At 30.3% G+C, this 21,725-nt stretch carries 22 protein-coding genes; 1 reads left to right on the forward strand and 21 read right to left on the reverse strand.

What is annotated here, in order from left to right:
* Positions 1 to 560: 560 nt before the first annotated feature.
* On the reverse strand, positions 561 to 731 hold the full coding sequence (locus tag H9661_RS00005) for a hypothetical protein (protein ID WP_185966684.1): 171 nt from the start codon (positions 729 to 731) through the stop codon (positions 561 to 563).
* 382 nt (positions 732 to 1,113) lie between these two features.
* On the opposite strand from H9661_RS00005, the gene H9661_RS00010 reads away from it, so the two are divergent.
* Positions 1,114 to 1,626, forward strand: coding sequence for a peptidoglycan-binding domain-containing protein (locus H9661_RS00010; RefSeq protein ID WP_191767383.1), 513 nt, complete (start codon positions 1,114 to 1,116; stop codon positions 1,624 to 1,626).
* 430 nt (positions 1,627 to 2,056) lie between these two features.
* Here the strand turns inward: H9661_RS00010 and H9661_RS00015 are convergent, their stop codons facing one another.
* The 20 genes from H9661_RS00015 to H9661_RS00110 all read right to left on the reverse strand — a co-directional run bounded on the left by H9661_RS00015 (position 2,057) and on the right by H9661_RS00110 (position 21,722).
* The gene (locus H9661_RS00015) at positions 2,057 to 2,263 is read right to left on the reverse strand and encodes a BhlA/UviB family holin-like peptide (protein WP_191767385.1); all 207 of its coding nucleotides are present in this window, start codon (positions 2,261 to 2,263) and stop codon (positions 2,057 to 2,059) included.
* A gap of 12 nt (positions 2,264 to 2,275) precedes the next feature.
* The gene (locus H9661_RS00020) at positions 2,276 to 3,520 is read right to left on the reverse strand and encodes an Ig-like domain-containing protein (RefSeq protein ID WP_191767387.1); all 1,245 of its coding nucleotides are present in this window, start codon (positions 3,518 to 3,520) and stop codon (positions 2,276 to 2,278) included.
* A 10-nt stretch (positions 3,521 to 3,530) separates the two neighbouring features.
* Positions 3,531 to 3,875, reverse strand: a complete 345-nt coding sequence (locus H9661_RS00025; protein WP_191767388.1) for a hypothetical protein — start codon at positions 3,873 to 3,875, stop codon at positions 3,531 to 3,533.
* Positions 3,876 to 4,036: 161 nt separating this feature from the next.
* Positions 4,037 to 4,600, reverse strand: coding sequence for a hypothetical protein (locus tag H9661_RS00030; RefSeq protein WP_191767390.1), 564 nt, complete (start codon positions 4,598 to 4,600; stop codon positions 4,037 to 4,039).
* A gap of 50 nt (positions 4,601 to 4,650) precedes the next feature.
* Positions 4,651 to 4,890 carry a hypothetical protein gene (locus H9661_RS00035; RefSeq protein ID WP_191767391.1) on the reverse strand — a complete coding sequence of 80 codons (240 nt, stop codon included), beginning with the start codon at positions 4,888 to 4,890 and terminating at the stop codon, positions 4,651 to 4,653.
* A gap of 1,858 nt (positions 4,891 to 6,748) precedes the next feature.
* A complete protein-coding gene (locus tag H9661_RS00040; RefSeq protein WP_191767393.1) occupies positions 6,749 to 8,059 on the reverse strand; it encodes a phage portal protein in 1,311 nt (436 codons plus the stop codon).
* A 391-nt stretch (positions 8,060 to 8,450) separates the two neighbouring features.
* Positions 8,451 to 10,019, reverse strand: a complete 1,569-nt coding sequence (locus tag H9661_RS00045) for a phage terminase large subunit family protein (RefSeq protein ID WP_191767395.1) — start codon at positions 10,017 to 10,019, stop codon at positions 8,451 to 8,453.
* 11 nt (positions 10,020 to 10,030) lie between these two features.
* Positions 10,031 to 10,423 carry a hypothetical protein gene (locus H9661_RS00050; protein WP_341480390.1) on the reverse strand — a complete coding sequence of 131 codons (393 nt, stop codon included), beginning with the start codon at positions 10,421 to 10,423 and terminating at the stop codon, positions 10,031 to 10,033.
* A gap of 93 nt (positions 10,424 to 10,516) precedes the next feature.
* Positions 10,517 to 10,765 (reverse strand): hypothetical protein, encoded by a 249-nt coding sequence (locus H9661_RS00055; RefSeq protein WP_191767397.1) that lies wholly within the window; start codon positions 10,763 to 10,765, stop codon positions 10,517 to 10,519.
* Between the two features lie 372 nt (positions 10,766 to 11,137).
* On the reverse strand, positions 11,138 to 11,884 hold the full coding sequence (locus H9661_RS00060; protein WP_191767399.1) for a hypothetical protein: 747 nt from the start codon (positions 11,882 to 11,884) through the stop codon (positions 11,138 to 11,140).
* 78 nt (positions 11,885 to 11,962) lie between these two features.
* Complete coding sequence (locus H9661_RS00065) at positions 11,963 to 12,118, reverse strand: hypothetical protein (protein ID WP_191767400.1); 156 nt, start codon at positions 12,116 to 12,118, stop codon at positions 11,963 to 11,965.
* A gap of 1 nt (position 12,119) precedes the next feature.
* Positions 12,120 to 12,269: a hypothetical protein gene (locus tag H9661_RS00070; RefSeq protein WP_191767402.1), complete on the reverse strand. Its 150-nt coding sequence runs from the start codon at positions 12,267 to 12,269 to the stop codon at positions 12,120 to 12,122.
* Between the two features lie 15 nt (positions 12,270 to 12,284).
* A complete protein-coding gene (locus H9661_RS00075; RefSeq protein WP_191767403.1) occupies positions 12,285 to 13,148 on the reverse strand; it encodes a hypothetical protein in 864 nt (287 codons plus the stop codon).
* 226 nt (positions 13,149 to 13,374) lie between these two features.
* On the reverse strand, positions 13,375 to 13,623 hold the full coding sequence (locus tag H9661_RS00080) for a helix-turn-helix domain-containing protein (RefSeq protein WP_191767405.1): 249 nt from the start codon (positions 13,621 to 13,623) through the stop codon (positions 13,375 to 13,377).
* Positions 13,624 to 13,693: 70 nt separating this feature from the next.
* Complete coding sequence (locus H9661_RS00085) at positions 13,694 to 14,530, reverse strand: phage major capsid protein (protein WP_191767409.1); 837 nt, start codon at positions 14,528 to 14,530, stop codon at positions 13,694 to 13,696.
* Between the two features lie 74 nt (positions 14,531 to 14,604).
* Positions 14,605 to 15,126 carry a hypothetical protein gene (locus H9661_RS00090; protein ID WP_191767411.1) on the reverse strand — a complete coding sequence of 174 codons (522 nt, stop codon included), beginning with the start codon at positions 15,124 to 15,126 and terminating at the stop codon, positions 14,605 to 14,607.
* 2,651 nt (positions 15,127 to 17,777) lie between these two features.
* Positions 17,778 to 18,725: a tyrosine-type recombinase/integrase gene (locus H9661_RS00095; RefSeq protein WP_191767413.1), complete on the reverse strand. Its 948-nt coding sequence runs from the start codon at positions 18,723 to 18,725 to the stop codon at positions 17,778 to 17,780.
* Positions 18,726 to 18,837: 112 nt separating this feature from the next.
* Positions 18,838 to 19,578: a YebC/PmpR family DNA-binding transcriptional regulator gene (locus tag H9661_RS00100; protein WP_191767415.1), complete on the reverse strand. Its 741-nt coding sequence runs from the start codon at positions 19,576 to 19,578 to the stop codon at positions 18,838 to 18,840.
* An 87-nt stretch (positions 19,579 to 19,665) separates the two neighbouring features.
* Positions 19,666 to 20,319, reverse strand: coding sequence for a YigZ family protein (locus H9661_RS00105; protein ID WP_143314646.1), 654 nt, complete (start codon positions 20,317 to 20,319; stop codon positions 19,666 to 19,668).
* Positions 20,307 to 21,722 (reverse strand): aminotransferase-like domain-containing protein, encoded by a 1,416-nt coding sequence (locus H9661_RS00110; RefSeq protein WP_143314647.1) that lies wholly within the window; start codon positions 21,720 to 21,722, stop codon positions 20,307 to 20,309. The genes H9661_RS00105 and H9661_RS00110 overlap by 13 nt, the downstream gene beginning before the upstream one ends.
* Positions 21,723 to 21,725: the final 3 nt, after the last annotated feature.

Raw genomic sequence — 21,725 nt, forward strand, 5'->3', positions numbered from 1 at the left:
TATCACTATATAAGTTATCTTCTAGAATTTAATCTATATTAAGATGTATCTATCAGACCTCCCCAGGTAAGAACACGTACTTTCGCCTCATATATCTGCCGCATTTACTTTCTCTATTTCGGATAGTTTAGGGCTTTACTTTGATATGCAAGTTTACCCATAGAGTTAAGCCTCAAATACGATTCGTGTACCTCAGACCAAGGCTTTGCCGCCGACTTCCTTCAGATTCCACCTCACAATGGACACCCTTGTCTTAAGCTAATGGTTGGCACTATCAACCCCCATATCGGACTTTCACCGACTAGTACGTGCCCATGCTGGGCACACATAAAAAAACTAGGGATTATTTCTAATCCCTAGCTTTCTTTTGAAATAAGTGTACTTATGGGGACTTTAAAATTATTTTCGGAACAAACCTAAAATATTATTGTTAAAATCAGCTTCCATGAGAATCACCTCTTTCGATATTATTATGTGCAATGTTAAATTAAATATACAATATTATTAAAATTTTTTATTATATAATGAAAAACACTCAAAATGACTAACTAACTCTGTAATTATTTTTTTACATCCTTTTTAATGTTATCATTAAAAATTTTCATAACAGCTACTGTAATTACACCGGCATATATTATGAATCCTTCAAATGCCCCAAAACCAAATACATTTCCTAATGCCTGGCAATTATTAAATATGAAATTATATACTAACAAATCTAACCTAAACATAAACACCTCTAACAATTTAAATTATTCCCAACTTATCTTTTTCATTCATGTCTCTTTTCTTCTTGAAATACTCAATTATGTTAAATCAATTTTAAATATTCTTTCACTCTAACTTATTCACAAGAAAATAAATTTATCCCACCTTTATTACTATCGTTGTAAAAAAACACCTTCAATACAGATATTAATTCTATATCAAAAGTGTATAAAAACTAAACATATATCATCATGCAAAAAATCCAACTGATTTTTAAACCTTTTTATTTTTTAGTGAAACATAATATATATTTTTGTTAATAACTCGGCAATAATTCTTCTGTTTTTGGAAATATTTATATAACATTATATAAGTGTAAAATAAATCAATAAGGAGCTAAAAATTATGAAAAAAATGAACAAAACCAAAATCAAAACATTATGTGCTGGAGTACTAGCAACTGTACTTCTTTCTTCAACATCTGCCTTTGCTGCTAATGATACTAGTACAACTACTAAAACTGCTGCTAGTGCAACAACTAAATATATGTATGATCCTTCATTCATGTATCGTCAATACTATGATGGCACTGTATATGCAACAAACGTACATTTAGAAAATCCAGTTACTTATAACGGAAAATCATATACGGCTATAAGCATTACTATGAGTGACAATTCACATGTTGGTACATTTGTAGAGTCTTTGGTTGATTATAATCACAAAAACGATTACATTCCTATAGCCTCATTACAAATATTATTAAATCATTATGGATACAACTTACATGTTACCGGAATATTGGATACCAACACATTTAACGCATTATCAGACTTCCAAAGCAAACATCCTGATTGTGGTGCCATTAATGGAGTTTGTGGCGAGAAAACTTGGAAAACTCTTGTTAATAACTTCTAATACTAATATATAATAAACATTATAAAGAAAAAAAAATTGACCCTAGTGGGTCATTTTTTTCTTTACCTGCTAATGTTAGTTAATCTCTAATTTTAACATAAATTCTATTAATATTCGGCAAAATCACAAAAAAATACACTCCCTTTTTTATTTCAAAGGAAGTATATTCTAAGTTCAATATATAATTACATTAGTTGTTTATAAAAAGCCTTATTCTTCCCATCCTTCAGGGAATTCAGCATTGTGGTAAACTTCTTGAACGTCATCATCAAAGAGACCCTAAAACAAGGCTATATCTATCTTTGCACACATTTTCTTCAATTTAAAATTATAATATATACCTCAAACAAAAACATATGATTTTCCATAATCTAAGATGTATATATCATAATCATATTATAGCTTTTAAATAGGCTTTTATTCAAGTTCCTTATTTTAACTTATCTTTAATTTCTTTCACATCATTTTGAATATTATTAACAACCCCTAATGTACCTGTTAAATTGTCAATAGTTGTTTGATACCTTATTTCTCTCTCATCATTTTTCTTTTCAGTTCTATTCAAGAGCCAAACAAAAAGAACACAAAATGCCCCTTGTGTTAAAAACAATTTTATAAATTCTGGATTAAAGTCCATCTATCATCCCTCCTATTTTGAAAATGTTATTGGTTGAGTTATTACAACTTCACCATTGTATTTGACGATTAAATTTGTAGATCCTGATACATAACCTATACCATTATAGATAGTTATTGAGTTACCTGTAGTTGCATTTACAGTTATACTTGCGTTAGGTGATGTAAAGCTAAAAGTAAATGTAGCACTTGTGTCTTCTGTAGAACCTAATAACCTATGTGCTGTAAATATCCTTGTCCTCATTCTACCGACTGCAAATGCTCCACTATCACTCTCAATGGTATATGTAGGTAGTGAAACAGCTTCAATAACTAAACTAAATGATGTGCTAGCTCCTTCATAAGTGGCTTTAATATTCACATTTCCACTCATTACACCAGTTATAACTCCACTATTTGATACTGTGGCAACGCTTGGATTATCAGATGAATAAGTTATAGTTGGATTAGATACAACCTCACCATTAAGCGTACATGAAGCTATAAGGCTATATGTAGTTCCAGTATTAAGACTAGTTGGTTTATTGGTGATTGATATAGCATAAACATTAGCTAACACATTCACTTCAAATAAAGCTACTTCTCCTTGATAATCAACTTCTATCCTTGTTGTGCCTTCTCCTACTGTAGTAATCAATCCACTTGAATTTACTGTAGCTATTGAAGGATTTAAAGATGTGTAGGTGATTACTGGTGAACTATCTGCCACATTATCCACCTTACAAGTAGGCGATAATTGATATGTCTTGCCTATGTTCAAACTTGTGCTTGTTTCAGATAATGTTATTGAATATGACTTAGCTAAACCATTATACTTAGCATAGATTGTATATAAACCATCCTTGGTATCATCAATCGAACTCACCTTATATAGTTTCTTTTTGTACTCGATCATAGCGTCTACATATGTCATAGTTGGAGTTTTGAAAGAGTATTTATCATCTAAGACTTGAACTGTTTCTGATACGGTTATTTGATTAGCTAACTTAACTACACCTAATGACCTCACACCATTAATCTTAATATCTTGTGCTACATCTATAGTGCCTTTCCAGTAAACCGACTGATTGAACTCATTTACTGTATCAATGACCATGTAATTTTTGTTGTTGTAGTTGACTATAGAGCCTAAATAAAATGGAGTAGCTGAAATTAACGTTTCATTCTTGATTAAAAATGTACTTGGCTTGTAGTCAATCACTCCATTTAATCCATCTCTTTTGATAGCTAAATCATAGATATTTTTTACTGTATTCATGTTTTCCCTCCTATCTAGTGAAGAATATAGGATTTATATTTCCTGTAGATTGATTTTTACTTTCTTGAATATCAATTATCTTAGCATTAATGTTTGAGATTCTACTTTCTAAGTATTTTGAAGCTTGGTCTATGGTCATTACATCCTTACTATCAATCTTTCTCATCATGTCAGTATCATTAGCTAATGTTTCAAGAATAGCTATGACTGTATTGAGTAGATTTATTTCATTTGTAGCCTTTGAATATGTATCAGAAGGTACAAGATTGTTCTCTCCCAAAAATACTGAATACTCCTCATTTGTGTAATACTCTTTGTTTGATAACTCTAGTTTTAGTCTTGATAAATTGTCCATTAATATCACTCTCCTATCTATTTTTTGATAGACTCGAAGTCGTCTCCTAATCGAAGTCGTCTCCTAATCGAAGTATTTTGTCGAATGTTCACCCACGCCTAGCACTTTAGCGAGGTGAAGTGTTAAAGTCTTGAATATAAAAGAAAGGGACTAGGTAAACCCTAGTCCTTAATTGGTTTTATATTAATTCCCTTCGTTCTCAATCTTTCAACAAACCCTTTTTTATCATATCTTATTAAAAAGTATATAACTATATGGGCTCTCTTTTCAGCTAAGTTTGTAACAGTTAGTTTATTCCTTCCTTTAATGCAAGATATAAATTCACCATTGTATAAATCAGTAACGTCATATTCTTTAATTGTTTCGCTTGGTTGAAAAGACTTTTTATAGTTGAATATAGTAGCTATTGTTTTTTCTGTACAATCAAGTATTCTCTTTTCACCACAATCAATTAGATATTCTTTACGTTCAGTTCCACCATCTAATCTTATTGTTTCATTTGTTGTTTCATTTTCTATTATAATTCCTTTACTATTTGAAGGTAATACAACGAACATAATAGGAAATACTTTTTCATCTAAATTTGATGTATTATCAATATCCATTTCCCTTTTTTTCATAATAGACTCATCTATTATATACCTTCTATGAACTGTTCCATCATCTTCAAATTCGTAATCATGAATTTTCATATATTCGTCTAAATCAATCTCTTCTTTTCTCATTCACTCAACCCCTTTCATAGATACATTTCTACAAAAAGGGGTGAATTCCTTTATTTTACTGTAATTTCTTCATCAACATGTAGACATAAAATATCATTTGTTATATGGTAATAACTTTCTTTTATTTTGTATATTATAAATCCTTCAGTTCTATTTAACCGCGGGATAGCTAACCTTCCACTAGTTAGCATAGTTATCGCATTTTCAAATTTATAAAGTTCATTAATTATACATTCATCATTATCACTTTTATATATTTTTACATTTATTTTTACAGGTTCTTTTCTCATTGATAATTCCTCCTCTGTATTTCAGATTCAGTACGTACCATTTATCATTTGTTTGTTATAACAATCTTAGTATACACTTTTATAAAAAATTTGTTAGTCATGTACACTTATGCTATAATAAGATATTATCTAATGACATTTTGAAATCAATAAAATAAATAAAAATTAAGTGGACAAGGATATTCTTCATTGAATTTGAGGATATGCTTATTTTTTTGCCCTAAAATAGATAAATTGATATCGAATTAATACTAGAATTGTCAAACTACTATATTTTAGCTTGGCAGGTTCATTATGAACCTCAGTTAGTCTTTTTTTGAGGTGGGCAGAATATTTTGCCATCCTAATGCTCGGCTTAATTTTAAGCTGTCCTAAGTCTGATTTTTTTCTGGGGGTGGTGAAGATATTAGTTAAAATTAACTCAAATAAATTGGAGTAATCAATTAATAGATCAATCAAATAAATAAAAACAAATAATAAATACTACTCATTACTACTCAATTGTCATCATTACTAACTATTACTACTCAATTGTAACTAATGCTAACTAATTGTACTCATTAATACACACCTCTAATCAACCACGACCACGCATCTATTACTTATTTTATTACTTCTATTTCAATCACTCCGTCCTTTCTATTATTTATTGGATTTTTCATCCCTATCTATTACTATGTTTCAGCCATATTTATTTCCATGATTCATGGATATATAATAATACATATCAAACTACTAACTAAAAATGATATATTAGATTCAACAAATTAAAATATATAATGCATAGTCATAACTAGTCCCACTTAATAACTCCTCTTCATTTTTATTTAACTATTGATACCCTCATTATGAATGAAACAAATATATGATTTAATAGCTTTATAGATAAAAATACGTTCATATCAGCCCTTCTATAAACTTACTCTATAACTTATTCATCTTCATTTTGAACCTCTTATATGGTCTTATATTAATCTATATCCATTATTAACCTATCTACTAGTTAAGGTACTATAATATATAATTATAATACCTTAAAGATGATAATGGATTTCACTATTGATTAAACTCCTCTTCAATCTTAATTAATATATACGTCCCTCTTCATTGTCATTCTATATAGACGCTCCTCCCTCGACCACTCATATCCATTCCCATTGAGTTATACTGATAATCCATTTATAGCCAACCTCACCCTATACTAATTGTACGGATTGTGCGTCACCACTATAACCATTACTTCTAATGCTCCTATAGTCACTACTACTATTAACCTTATCACTCATTACCTATCACATTAATAATTATATATATCTTATATCCCTATACCTGTTATTCCTATATACAGTAATTTAGCATATATACCCAAAGGGCAAATTCCAGTCGCCCCTCAACTAACTTAGCACTTAATTATTATTATTAATGTAGCGTATTCAAATTTGACGATGCTCATTTTAACCAGCTTATTTTTTAAGCTAAGTGGATTTTCGGTCGGCTTTGTGGAATTTTATGATAGCGTTTCTTTTAAAGGAAGGGGTTGAATTATATTGAATGTTAACTATCCGCTCATTATGTTACTTCGTGTCGTTTATTTTTTAAATTTGTTGTTTTTTAATTTAATAATTTTAGATAGATATTTTTTAATTTTTTACGATTAATATTTATTTTTTTATTAATTTAATAATTTATAGGTACGTGCGTGTAATTAGTGTGTAAAAACCCCCTATAATTCTACCATATATAGTACATTACTTATTACCCACCCACCATATACAGTATATTAAATCACACCATACACTAGATAAATACTATGCTTTTTAACTATAGGACATATCATTTACACACCATTACATATCCATTACTCATTATCATTTTGGTTATTAGCTACACTATTTAGTCCTTCTTCGTCTATTCTATTTAACTCCTGTCCTACATCACTTGTTAATGGTGATTTCTCAATAATAGTTCTCTTTGAAATAGCACCCATATCGAACTGTTTAGACATATTATCAAGTAATTCACTAGCATTTTGTGGTCTTGAATAATTGAAGCTTACATTAACATACTCTTCCTTAGTGAACTCAACTCCTAACAACTTAGCTATAACCTCAAATCTCTTATTTATTCCATACCTCATAACCTTCTCATTCATCATTGCAAACACATCAGCTAATTGATATAACAACTTTAAACTAACCTCTGATACATTGGCTATATTTCCACTACCACCTAGTATTGAAGGCATATATCCAACCATATTTAACTCATTCTGTAATGAATCAAGATAATATTTAATGCTTGAATAATCCATTGTAGCTGACACATAATTCATAGTACAGCCATTCTCCATGGATACATTGTAACCAACAGCGTCATTACTTACACCATTACCTTCTATAGCTTGACCTGTAGTGAACAATAAAGGATTAAGGCTTAATGTATATATAGCGTCACCCATTTTACTCAACAAGTCTTCTATTTCATCTAATATTGGCTTGATATTTTCAAGTAATCCTTCACCGAATCTATCATCAACATCTGATATTCCATGTAAATGTATTGGTAGTCCACTTATGTTCTTATATCTTCCTAACATTGTCATTACACTACCTTCATTTGTCCATTCCTCAACTCTATCCTCATAGTAGACATTCCAGTAACTAATACCCTCAATATTTGTCCAATGCTCTATAAATGCAATATAACTCATATCATCTGCAAATACTGGATATGCGTCTTCATTTGCAATAACTTTACTTGTGATCGTATCACCATCTTTGTATATGTACTCAAATCCATCTCCAAACTTACATATCTTATCTAACAACTTGAAGTCTATATCTTGATAGCCACCTTTTCTATACACTTCCTCAAATGTATCAACCATATTCTCTGAACCAACTAATGAAACTGGATTACCTAATAAATATGTACTGTGAAAGTTCAATATAGTCTTAGCATTTTGAATGATTAATTTCTTTACCTTAAACTCTTTATCCTTGAACTTCATATCTTCCCTATGCAATACATCATGCTGACCACCTAGATACTGTTTCAAGTTGAACACCTTACTTATTCTTGTTGCATTGATACCTTTCTTTACTTCCTCATCCCACCAAAATGGATTGTTCATGTAATTTCTTGATATATAATCATCTATTTTACTCATGTTATCACTCCTCTATATTTATTAAGGATTGGCATTGTTTGCCTACCCTTCTATTTACCTGTTTGAATTTAACTTGAAACCTGTTTTCTGTCAGAATTGACGTTTTGGGAATCCCAAACGCTTACCAACATTGTTTGATTCCACGTATTCTTTAAAGGTGACGTGGTTTTTCTCTTTAAAGTGATTAACCAAGGGGACATTCCCCTTCTCTCACCACGATTTAATGGTCAGCCAAGGCGATTTCAAAAACGAAAAAGACTTTAGTTTTAGTGAAAAGATGAAATGGGCGGAAGAGTTAAAAAAAGAATATGGAAGATTGGCTAGAGAAAATATGTCTGAAGGCGGAAGCGGTGGAAATATTTCCACACCTTTTGTCCATTTGAACAAGAAGTTACCACTTGTAATATGTACCAGCTTTAACTCCAACTATTGCAAGAGCTGTTCCCATAACTAAATCGTCATGGTATCCCCCCATCGCTCCCATTGAACCATTTTCCTTAATTTCAAATACCTTCATCTCCTCAACTGTATCTATTGAATTGATTAATATTTGACCTTTATCAAACATTTCTCTTAAATCATTGATTATCAATCCCTTAGTCTTTGCATTGGTATCGAATCCTATTTGCCATTGAATCTTATTGAACTGGTCATATGACTTGTATTTGTGCATATTCATATACTTATGGTCATGTCTAAGTCTTTGAATAACTGCATGACCACCACTTGCCTTCTCAACTACTAGATGTGCTTTGTTGTAGAATCTTCCTAGAGCATTAACAAAGTCGCTAAATTCGTAGGGCTTTATCTTGTTATTCTTGAACATTGCAACTTCTTCACCATCTTTATTAAGCACTACACACGTACTGTAGTCTTTTCCTACACCTTCACTTGAATCTACTCCTATGAAGTATCTAGCACCAGTACCAGGCTTTGAATACATAAAAAATGACTTACCATAGAATTTCATCAACTCACTTGGTAAATCACCGACTTTACTTTTAGGTAGATATTTAGTTTTCTGTAGGCTTAGAGCCTTAATTACATCTGATACACGTTGATTATCAAATACAGACGCACCTGTGCTGATAAAGGCTAATTCATCTGTAATTGGATATTCTTGATTGAACTGGTCTATATCACTATTACCTATCTTCATTCTCCTCCAACACAAAACATCTAAGTCCATACCATATTGAGCGTATTCTTTAAACAAAACGCTCTCTTCCTCTGTCAAATCATCTATTCCAAAGCTATGACCATTAATGCTCTTGAAACTTTCTTGCATTTCTTTGTATTCATCAAGGAACATTTCTTTACCATCTAAGTAATTGAAGAAAAATGGTTTATAGCTATTCTCCTTTTTTTTAGATTTCTGATACATATTGTGAAAGAAATTAAGTCCATTAGCTGTAGTTTCTATGATTAACGCACCATCTGGTCTTAAAGTCTGTTCAAGGCTCAATAACTGTTTACTAGCTATTTCAGAATCAACAAACGCAAACTCTGATAAATGCACTAACTTACACGTACTTCCCCTTCCTTGGTCACTTCTTCCCATTGTGGAGCATGAGATAATCGAACCATTTGCAAACTGTAATTCTTGCCTATTATTTCTTATCAGCTTCGGTTTAATAGCACTTGGTAATGAGTTATATATAATCTTTAACTTATTGAATATTGCCCTTGTTGAAGCGTCTGACATACTCAATAACATACATGAACAGTTCTTTTCAGTAATACAGTAATAGATTGCCAATCCACATATGGACACGGATAAACCCATTTGTCTACTCTTCAAGATGATATTGAACCTTTTCATATCCTTAATGAAGGCTTTTTGTGGTTTATTCAATGCAAAAGGAACTACATCACCTTTTTTATTTGTTATTTTCAATAGATTCTTAATAAATAAGATAGGATTTTTCCACATTTTCATGAACTTTTCTTCATTAGTCATATTGCCACCCCCTACTCATTCATATCTAATCCACTGATAATGTCATCTATAGCTGATTTTCTATCAATAAAGAAGTCACTTTCACTAAACTTAACTACCCAATTAGCACTATTTGTATCTCCTTCTAGTGCTTTCTTAACCATTGTGTTATATATCTTTATTAAGTTCATATCCTTTTGGCTCTTGGTAACGTATTGGATAGCCTGTTTTACATCATCACGCTCCAAGTATGTATCTAAAGCCTTTTGCATATCAAAATCATTGTAGTAACTCCTTATGCGTTCATAATCAGCTTCATCTTGACCATCTGCATACCACCTAACAAAGTGCCTTAGTTTTTTATTCTGCAACATATCCTCTATATGCTTATTGAAGTCATTAGTTGTTATTCTTTTCTCTGCCACTTATCATCACCCTTTCACTATTTATCCTTATTCATACACTACTTGTACATTAACTGAACACTATCTATACACTACATTGGTACTACCTATACACTAGCTATACACTACCTTAGCACTATCTTGATACCAAAATGGTATTGAGTTGGTATTAACTTGGTAGAGTTTTTCTATTGAGTTGGTATAGTATTCTAATTTAACTCTAAACTTACCATCACTATAAGTAATGTATTTATTGAACTTTAACTGATTTTCAATCCATTGGTCAGTTTCACAACCATTAGTTATTGCATCTGATAATTTATTATTTAATCTATTTACTAATTCATTTAAAAATTTATTCACCATATCACCTCTATGTAAAATAAAAATCATTTCTCATTTTATTAGTTTTTTAGAATGGATTAGTTGAGGTTTACCGAAACTTCCATTATCAAAAAGTAAGAAAATGACTAGCCCCTCGTGGCAATGAACGAGAACAACCGATAGGGCGTTAGCTTTAAGGAACACACTTTAACGAGAGAATTCCTTCCCTTGTTAGATACACTCACCCCTAGGGCAAACAGTTCGTTCCTCACTATTCGCCTTCCCCTCAAGGGGATAAATTATTTATTTACTTTTATTTTTATTTATGTTATAATTAAAATTTTAATAGGGGTACTTCATACCGCCTATATTATATATATATATATAGGCGGTATGAAGTACCCCTATTTTTTATAACCAAGTTTCCCAATAATCATTTAGTTGTTTTTCAGGATAATTCTCTTTAATCAATTTGAATATATCCTTATATAATTTACATCCATATTTTTTATCATATTTCTTCATTTTGTATACGAATTTACTTTCAGCTATACTTCTATATTCTTTAATTTGTCCATACATATAAGCACTAACTCTACGAATACATTCCTCAAATACATTTTCTCCATCAATGTATTTCTTTTTCATCTCTGCAAATCTTTTAATCTGATGAATACAATTATTGTAACTTTCATATTCATCAATACAAGTTAAGCTATGTTCAGGTGTAGCTAATTCCTTTTTATCTTGTATGTAATCAATAGCTACATAAAAATAACCATCTTTAGATAATATATTGTTTTGTAGCATATACTCATCCCACCTAGATATAGTATCTCTATAAACTCCAACCTTCTTAGCTATGAATTCTTTTGTAAGTGGTTTGTCCAAATTCATCACTCTATATAAAAAGTATTCAGAAAACTCTTCAACCTTCTTTGTTCCAAACATATATTGGCATATATTAGATAATATTTCCTTACTGTCATTTAATAGCTCTATTTCATACATAGTTGTTCTACCCTCTTTCTTATTTGATATTAGCTTATATCCTTTATTTTCTAGCCTTTCTTCAAGTTGTCCTAACCTAACTATCTTTTTCATTGCATCAGTTTTTACACCTAATATTGTCATTAATTCTTTTCTATTGATTTTCATAATTACATCGCTCCATTTCATATTTAAAATTCTTATTTGTTGCATTAAAAAAGACCCGACAAAAATGCCGAGTCCTAATTATTTTCTATATTCACTTAGATAATTTCTAAATTCTTCATTGTCATTGAACAAAAATACTGAATAGCTGGGGTTGTCCTTATCTCGAACAACCTTCAACACATCATATTTCTTAGCTAAATAATTCATTAATCTTATTGTTTTGCAAACATACATATTATTTGTCCTCCTTATATCCAACACTATCTAAATAATCATTAATAATTTTACTCATGTGATTGCATAACTCCATGATTTCATCACAATTTGCAATAATATCATTACATAATACCTCAACTTTATTTTCTTTTCTTTTTCTAAATAACATAAACACCATTCCTTCCTATTTTTTATTTCTGTTTAACATGCTAGAAGCATATTCGGTATATGAGAAACAACAATAACCCTTATTAGTTAAAGAAAAATTGAATAATCCTTTATCTATTGAATCCTTTGAAAATGCTATAGGTTTTGCAACTCTCTTAATTGATTTTATTTTTTTAAATTTCTTACTTGGTAACTCTATGTTGCAACAGAATATTTCACTTAGTTTTTCTAAATCCATACCTGTTTCTAAATGACCATTAACCATCTTGATTTTTGCATCAAGTTTTAATTCTCTTTTGATCTGTTCTATGTATTTCAAGTTTTCTATCATAAAATCAGCTAAATAACCATAACCTAAGTCATCTAAATTCTTTCTTGCAGTTGAAACAAATCTACCACCATACTTAGATAAAAATGGAGTATATAAACCATCTATTGCACACAATACTGCCAATTGGTCTTTACTCCATGTAGTTAAATCTTCATCATAGTAACTCAACATTGTTATAAAGCTACTCACTATGTATTTACTGTAATAGTTATAATTACATATGTTTTTGTTCATATTAGCTGAATTAGGATTAACATAATCATCTTTTGAATATTTAACAACATGATTATCCCAACATTTAATCTCACCTTCTAAAGCTATATCAAGCCCTATACTTGAATTTTCATTCTTATAATCTTCTAGCCTATACATTATTTGATAATCTGTATATGCTCCAGCATCAAAGAACCTTTTAACTTCTCTATCAAATTTCTCTCTTTGATATGTGTAGCACATTAAACTATCTATATCGTCACTTAATACTAATTCAAATTTTGTTTCTCTATCCTCACACCACGATGGGAACATTTCTCTTATTTCTTTTTTCATACTTGTTGATAATTAATATTCCACTATTATTTTTCATTAACTTTCTGATTGATTTAATTAAATTTTTCATATTCATATCATCCTTTTCTAAAATAATTTTATTTATTGATTTTTACCTCTCACTCATCGCTCATCTATCACGTAAATAAATTTTCTAAAATAAAACTGTTAATTAAATATTAAATAGAAGTTAGTAAAATATTAATCATCTTTTCACCTACCTTTCTTATTCAATATTCTTTTTGTTTTGTTTTTTCAGGTCGTTCAAAACGTCTTGAAGTCTACCTTGTTTCTTAGCTTCACCAATCTTGTATATGGCGTTTACTATTCTTATTTCCTGTTCTTGTGACATATTGAAATGTCCATTTTCTAGTTGAGATATATAGTTTCTTGTAAATCCACAAGCCACTCCAACATCAGTTTGATTAAGTCCATATAAGGCTCTTAAATATAAAATTCTTTCTCTTGAAGTCATCGTTGACACTCCTTTCTATTACCTTTTGCACAAATAAAAAAAGAGTGGATATTTCACCACCCTTGATTAACTAAGCTATAGTTTTTCTCATTATTACTACTGAATCTTTGTTTACTAATCCAACAACAAATATTTCATCAGCATAAACATTGTTCTTCTTTAGACTAGCTTGTCGTTCAACTTCAACTAAAAGTCCTCTTTTCTTCTTGATACCTAAAGCACCTTTCTTTAATATATAAGACTTACATTCAGCTTTAACAGAATCATAAGTTCCTACATCAGCCATAACTACTGGTACACCTCTGAAGTAACCTACTACACCATTTCTAACGATACCATTACCATTAGTAGTATAAGTTTTATCAGCATTTACGAAGCCTTCCATCTTATAAAATGAAGGTAACACTAAACTATTTATTACTATTGCATCAAATTCATCTGTGTCTTGAGCATCACCAAATAAACCGAATGCTCCATGTAATTCGTCCTCTGTAATTGCAGTAGCACCTAAAGTAGCTTTCTTTAATAGAGCATTAGTATCAATATCCTTTACCATTTCTTTATCAATAGCACTTGCAAATATTCTAGCTTGTTGTTCTACAGCATTTTGCATGAAGTCACCTTTACCAACAAGTGCATCAATATCAAATATTTCAACACCTTTACCATAGTGAACGATAGTTTTCTTAGTGCTAGTTTGATTTAATGTTTCAGTTGGAATAGCTACACCTTTTTGAACTAATTCAGCTTCACTTAAAGCACAAAATTGAGGAAATGTAACTGAATCTCCTTCACTTGCAAAGTTATCTAAGTCTCCTAAATCATTTGCATATGTACTTATTTTGATTTTTCCTTTCACCTTTTCTGTTAACATTTGAGTATAAACCTCTGGAATTATAATTGACATAAAATCATTCCTTTCTCTTTTTAAAAATTGATATAATAAAAAGGCTCAACTTAAAGTCGAACCCCTGAATTATCTTATTTACTTAATTGGTCAAATAAAGTTTTATTTGTTGAATATAAATCAGCTCTTTCTTGATAGGACATTTGATTGAATTGTTCTTTAGTTATTGCATTTGTTTTTCCTTCATGTCCTTTAGCCTTATAACCATTTTCATTTGAGCCTAAAATACTTGCAATACCATCTAAATAATTGTTTAAGCCTTCATCATCAATATCATCACCTATATGTAGATACTTTGAAAGTCCTTCATTTAGCCCTTTCTCCTTTAACTTAGATGATACCTTATTGAGCCTTTCTCTCTTAGTCAATTCCTTTTCTTTGTCTTCTATAGCCTTTAATCTAGCTTCAATAGTCAATTCTTCTTGTGACTTTTCCTTTGGAACTTTGCCCTCTAATTCCTTGATTTTCTTAGAGTATTCAGTTCTAACCCTGTCACCTTCACCTTGTAATAACTTTTTAACATTTTCTAATACATCGCCTTCAAGTCCTAATTCTTCAATATTCATATCTATACCATTCCTTTCATTTAGTCCCAACACATAACCCCTCATTGAGTTTTTACACGCTAGTCCTTTATTTTGGATATATATAAAGAGCATGACAAAATGTCACACCCTTATAATCAATTCAATATGGTTTTATAGGGCAAGGATAACCATAAACCTCATTGGAACACCGATTGCATATGCAACAGAATAATATTGTTTATTCTTATACCTTAATTGGATTGATGTCAGATATTTAAGCTTATCCCTTTGAGGAGATCAGATTGGCTACTGATAAGTAAATATCAACTTATAATATGAAAACAAGTTTACAAAAATATATAATAAAAGGCACTCGTACTAAATACGAATACCTATATTATCAAAATTAAAAAATGTTATTTTTCTACTATATAATAGAAATAGAGACTTTTTATTTTCAAGAATCTTGTAACGTAGTAATACCAACATGTACAAGAGTTTTATGCTTCCGTTAAAAATTCCTAGTTTTTGTATTTTTCTACTACATATTAGAAATAGGGAGTTTTTAAATTATATACCCTTCAAACGTAGACTGCATCTAATGTGTAGAGATTGTTCGCTTTTTCTCCATTTTTAAAAAATATAAATACTTATACCATATTAAGAGTAATCCAAATTATGCACTCAACACCCCTCAAAGCTAGACAGTATCTAATGTGTAGGGATTGTTTGGTTACTAGACATATTGAAAAATTGTTATTTTTTTAAATTCTCTTCTCATATTAAGAGTAATGTACCTTTGTCCTTTTACACCACTTAAACCCAGTAGACATCAAATGTGTAGGGTTTTTGTGCTATCGTTACATTTTGTTTTCTACTCACTATCTCCCTATTGGTGGAAAGTACATCTTTGGGAAACGTTGAAATTACTAGTCTAGAATAGTGTACTTTTTCAAACATATTTTGGTATATGCTATTGTTCTTCTCCCTATTGGGACGAAATACAAAAAGTTACACATACCTCCTAACCATTGAAAACGCTACGTTTGTAGCATGTTAAAATTTGTTAGGTTATATGGAATTATTTACTTTTTCTAGTAATTTCACTTTCACCTTCTCCCTATTGGGGTGAAATACTAAACCTCGCAACAAGCACTATATCTATGTTTGAAGTGTGTATGCTACCGTCACTTTTTTCAACTTTCTTTCTCCCTATAATCCCGAAGTTTATATTTGGGGAAAGCTAGTTATATCAATACATTAATAGGTATTTTTAGTTATAGGTGTGGAATTTTTGTTCTCTACCATAATCCCTAATTATGACCATGTGATGAAACCGTTGGTATATCTATCTTCGTTGGGATTTTCAAAAAATCTTCAACCCCCTCAAAATCGAATTTTTTATACTTATAGTCGTCTATGTCTATATGTACTTTTAGATTAAAATACGTCCATTCTAGCCTTCCAATTTTTTAATGACAACTTATATTACTTCATCTGTAGAACGTCTAATAGAGCTTTATTTTTATATTTTTATTCGAGTATTTGATGTAAATGTCTGTTGATTATTATAGTATTGAAACACCTCTCAAAATTTTTATGTTTCCATATAGTAAAAAGTGGAATTTCATCTCTCAAGCTAGTAACCAAGCCATTTGCAGGGCTTTTTTAGCGAAAATTTTAGTTGAAAAATTCACTTTTGACCACCCACAAACGTAGTGTTCATAAGTGTTTGAAGTAGTTTTTCTAAATACGGAAGAAACTTAACATTCTTTGATAATCAAAATAGATTTGTTTTACTTCCTATAAGGCTTTTACTACAAATCACCTTCAACCACAGTTATATCAATGGTTTGAACCATGTAGACTATAAACCTAAAAATTGTTTTTTTCTACTTTAGCCCCAGTAAAACGTAGGGTTCATAAGGGTTTTCACGTTTAAAAAATCATTTTTCTATTTGCGAGAATTATTTGATAATCAAAATAGATTTATGACTTTACTCGTCCCTCTATCTCCCTATTGGGACGAAATACCAACCTTGGGAAGTGTTGATATAACTAGCTTACAGCCATGTTCTAATTGTCCACATTTTTTACTTTTATATAAATTTGTTTGTTCTCCCTATTGGGATGAACTCATGATTCTTATATCCATTACTACATCTAGCTTTGAGTAGGTTTACGTTTTATTCCATTTTCAACTTTTATCATTTTATAATATCATTGTAACCTATCTTATTTACCATCCATGTAGGCGGGTAAAAAACATGCTCTAAAACTAGTGATAAAGCCCTTTCATTTTTCAAATAAGAAATACAAATTGAGGTCATGAGAATTATAGTAGGAAATTTAAGTAATAAAAGACGTGGCTGACAAGAAAAAATTGATAATTCCTATCATAAATACAAAAATCAAAAAATACCTCTTAGACCAGTTATAGTAACGGTTTAGGAGGTATATGTTATAAAATTATTTAATGTATGAAGTACTATAAACGTGATAACCATGCGTGTTTACATAGGTTTTTGGTTTGTGGAATTTTCTACTCATATAAGGGAATATAACAGTAAAATCCTTACTAACGTGATAGCCATGCGTGCTAAACACAATTTTACGTTTTCCTTAATTGCATATTCATATAAAGGAATATATCATATAAATACCCACAAATGTGATAACCATGCGTGTTTGAGGTGATTTTCTGAATGGGGACAGAATTTCTATACCCTCTCTGTTTTTGAGTTTTGTATATTTTTCTTCAAATTCATCAATGGTGATGTTTTTACACTCATTTCAATAATATCTTCGTCATTAATACCTTGAAGATACTTTTTAGTTATAGAAATATCCTCATGTCCCAACAGCCTACTTAAAGAATAAACATCTAATCCATTCCTTAATTGAGCTTGTGCAAAATAATGTCTACATGTATGAGGGCTACACCTTATTTCCTTTCTGATCTTTGCACCTTCTCCACAGAGTTTAACTATTCTTTCCACAGCTTCTATTGTAAGTGGTTTAAATCTATAACTTAAAAAATATGAAGTATCAGTATCAATGATTCTATTTTGAAAATAACTATCTCTACACCTTTCGTATCTTATTAATAGCTTTCTTAAATATGGACTTAATGATACTCTTCTATCTTTTCTACCTTTTCCTTGAATTACATTTATATAATTATTTTTAACATCACAATTCTTTATATTGCACAATTCAAAGTTTCTAATACCTGTATCAAATAGAGTTGCCATAATGGTTTTATTCCTAATATTCATATAGTCTGAACCTTTATATACTTCCATCATCTTTGATACTTCTTGATTTGTAAATGTATTAATTAAAATTTTCTCTCCTTTAACCCAACCTACTCTTAACATAGGATTTATATTAATTATCTCTTCTTCTGTAGCATATTTAAAATAGGCTCTGAAAACTCTAATTAATCCATTTATATAACTAGTTTTTCTTTTGTTGTGTTGTAGGTATTTTATATACGCTTTAATATGAGGTGGTTTAACATCTTCTACTTGTGTAATGTCAAACTCTTTAAATAGAAATGTGAACAACAACAAATTATTATTGTTATAACTTTTTATTGTTCTTTTAGAGTAGTCTTTAATTTGTAATTCTAGTATAAATTCCTTTAATAATTGTTCTAATTTCATAAAAAAATACACCCTCTTTTTTTTATCAAAGAAAGTGTATGCAAAATTAAAGATATACCATAATCGAATGGTTTTTACCACTCAATATAGAACTTCAAAAACCTTATATCCCCTATTCATCCCATCCTTCAGGGAATTCAGCATTGTGGTAAACTTCTTGAACGTCATCATCATCTTCAAGTAAATCTAACATCTTTTGGAACTTCTTAGCATCAGCTTCATCTATTGCAGTATATGTATCTGGAATCATCTTAACTGCTGCTTCTAAGAATTCTATTCCCTTTGCTTCTAAAGCTTCTCTAACTTCACTAAAGTCTTCAGGTGTAGTAGTTACTACAAATACTTCTTCTTCATCAGCATTAAAGTCTTCTGCTCCAGCATCAAGAGCTAACATCATCATTTCATCTTCATCTCTATCAGCTTTTTCTATAACAATTTCACCTTTTTCTTGGAACATGAATCCCACACAACCAGTAGATCCCATATTTCCTCCACCTTTTGTGAAGGCACTTCTAACATTTCCTGCAGATCTATTTTTATTGTCAGTAAGAGTTTCAACAATTACAGCTACTCCACTTGGTCCATAACCTTCATATACAATTGTTTCATAACTTACTGAATTCATATCTCCTTCAGCTTTTTTAATTGCTCTAGCAATATTATCATTAGGCATATTAGCCGCCTTAGCTTTTGCTATAACATCTCTAAGCCTTGCATTGATATCTGGATTAGCTCCACCATTTTTTATAGCTATAGCTAATTCTTTACCTATTTTAGTGAATATCTTTCCTCTTTTAGCATCAACTTTACCTTTTTTAGCTTGAATGTTATGCCATTTTGAGTGTCCTGACATGCTTATTCCTCCTATCTTAATTTCATAAAACCTATAAAATTATATCATATATTGAAAGGAAATAAAAGACATCTATCTTTGTTGCTCCTAAATAGACACATCTTTATAAAGTCTATTTTCTTCTTTAAAATATATACCTTCTTCACTTTTCTCAATAAAAGCCTTCCCATTTGTAGAATTCATTAATTCTTTTTCTATAGTAGCTGCTTGTTCAATTTCTGCTAGAATATATAACTTGACTTTTTCTTCATATAGCGTGTCCTCAATATGCCAAAGATTTTGAGAACATACATATTGAACCTTTCCTAAAAGATCATAATCCAGGGTAATAGTAAATTTCAAACCATTAACCTTTTCTACTATACCAGCTGCCTTAATTGCAATGGATGCACCTTTAGTATAAGCCCTAGTAAGTCCACCAGCACCTAGAAGTATGCCTCCAAAATACCTTGTAACTACAATAGCACAATCTGTTATTCCGCTTTTTTTCATAACTTCGAGTATTGGAATTCCTGCTGTCCCTTGAGGTTCTCCATCATCTGAATACCTCTGAATCCCCATATTCTTTCCTATTACATACGCCCAACAATTATGTCTTGCTTGCTTATGTTTTGACTTTATTTCATTAATAAATTTCTTAGCCTCTTCTTCTGACTCAACTCTTTTTGAATATCCAATAAACTCAGACTTCTTTTCTTCAAATGAATCTTCGCCTAAATTTCTGATAGTTATATATGGCATAAGTCTAGTTCCTCTCTAATAGTCTCTAATCCTTTTAATATTTTCTCTTCATTTGTTTGAGAAAATCCTATTCTAAAAGTTTTATCCCCATCCTTCATATCTCTAAAAAATAAAACTCCTGGAGTTATATATACTCCTTTTTTTCTAAGCCTTAAAAACAGTTCTCTTGAGGTAACAAAAGATTCCTTAAGAACTAAATAAAATGTTAATCCACCACCAGGCTTATTATAAGTAACATATTCACTTAGTTTTTCATCTAAAATCCCCGTCATTAACTTATATCTTTTTTGATATTCTTTATTTAGTAAAGCTATATTTTCTTTCCACTTATTTTCCACTATATACATTTCCAACGCCCTTTGCATAAGACTCGAGGTCGCTATATCAGTATTAAATTTAGAATTTTGCATGCTTTCCTTAAAAATAGTTGGCATAACCATGTAACCAATTCTAATTCCCGGTAAAAATATCTTAGAAAAGCTTTTTATGTAAATCACTCTTTCTTCTCTATCTAACCATTTAAAAGGTGTGTATTCTACAGATTGGTCATAAATTAATTCCGAAAGATAATCATCTTCTATAATATAAAAATCATACTTCTCAGCAAGTTCTATTAACTTCTTCTTTTTTTCCAAAGAATAACTTATGCCAGTAGGATTTTGGAAATAACTCATAGTATAAAAACATCTTATTTTATTTTTCTTTAGAATCTCTTCAAACTTATCTAGATCAACTCCATCACTTTCCATATCAACTTCAAAGATATTTGCTCTTCTCCATCTAAATACAGATAGTGCTCCACCATAAGTTGGTTTTTCTACTATAACATTATCATTAATATTTAACATGGCTTTTGATGCAATGTCGATTCCTTGCTGAGCACCTGAAACTATTAGTATATCTTCATCTTGAAGAGTATTATTCCAAAAGGCTTTATTAATAGTTCCTCTAAGCTTCTCATATCCAAGAGCATTCTGCGAAATTAAAGCTTCAACTCCATCCCTGTCTAATACCCTATTTATAATATCTTTAAAATCTTCTATTGGGAATAATACTTCACCTGTAGTTTCTCCTGCAAAATCTATAGCATCTTCCATATTTTCTGACATCAGCTTTTTAAAGGTTTTAGAATATTCTTTCATAAATATAGAAACATTTTCTTTTCTCTTAGCATATGTGCCACTGCCAACTTTTTGATAAGCAAAGCCATCATTTTGGAGTTTTTTATAAGCATTTACTATTGTAACTTTATTTACCCTTAGAAACTCAGTATATTCTCTAATGGTAGGAAGTTTCTCTCCATCTTCTATAACTTTTGTTTCTATTAACTTTTTTAAATGCACGGCTATTTGTACATATTTAGGTATTTCTTCCTTAAAATCAATTTTTAAATACTCCTTCACTAT

The sequence above is a fragment of the Clostridium cibarium genome (genome assembly GCF_014836335.1).
GTDB classification, from domain to species: domain Bacteria; phylum Bacillota; class Clostridia; order Clostridiales; family Clostridiaceae; genus Clostridium; species Clostridium cibarium.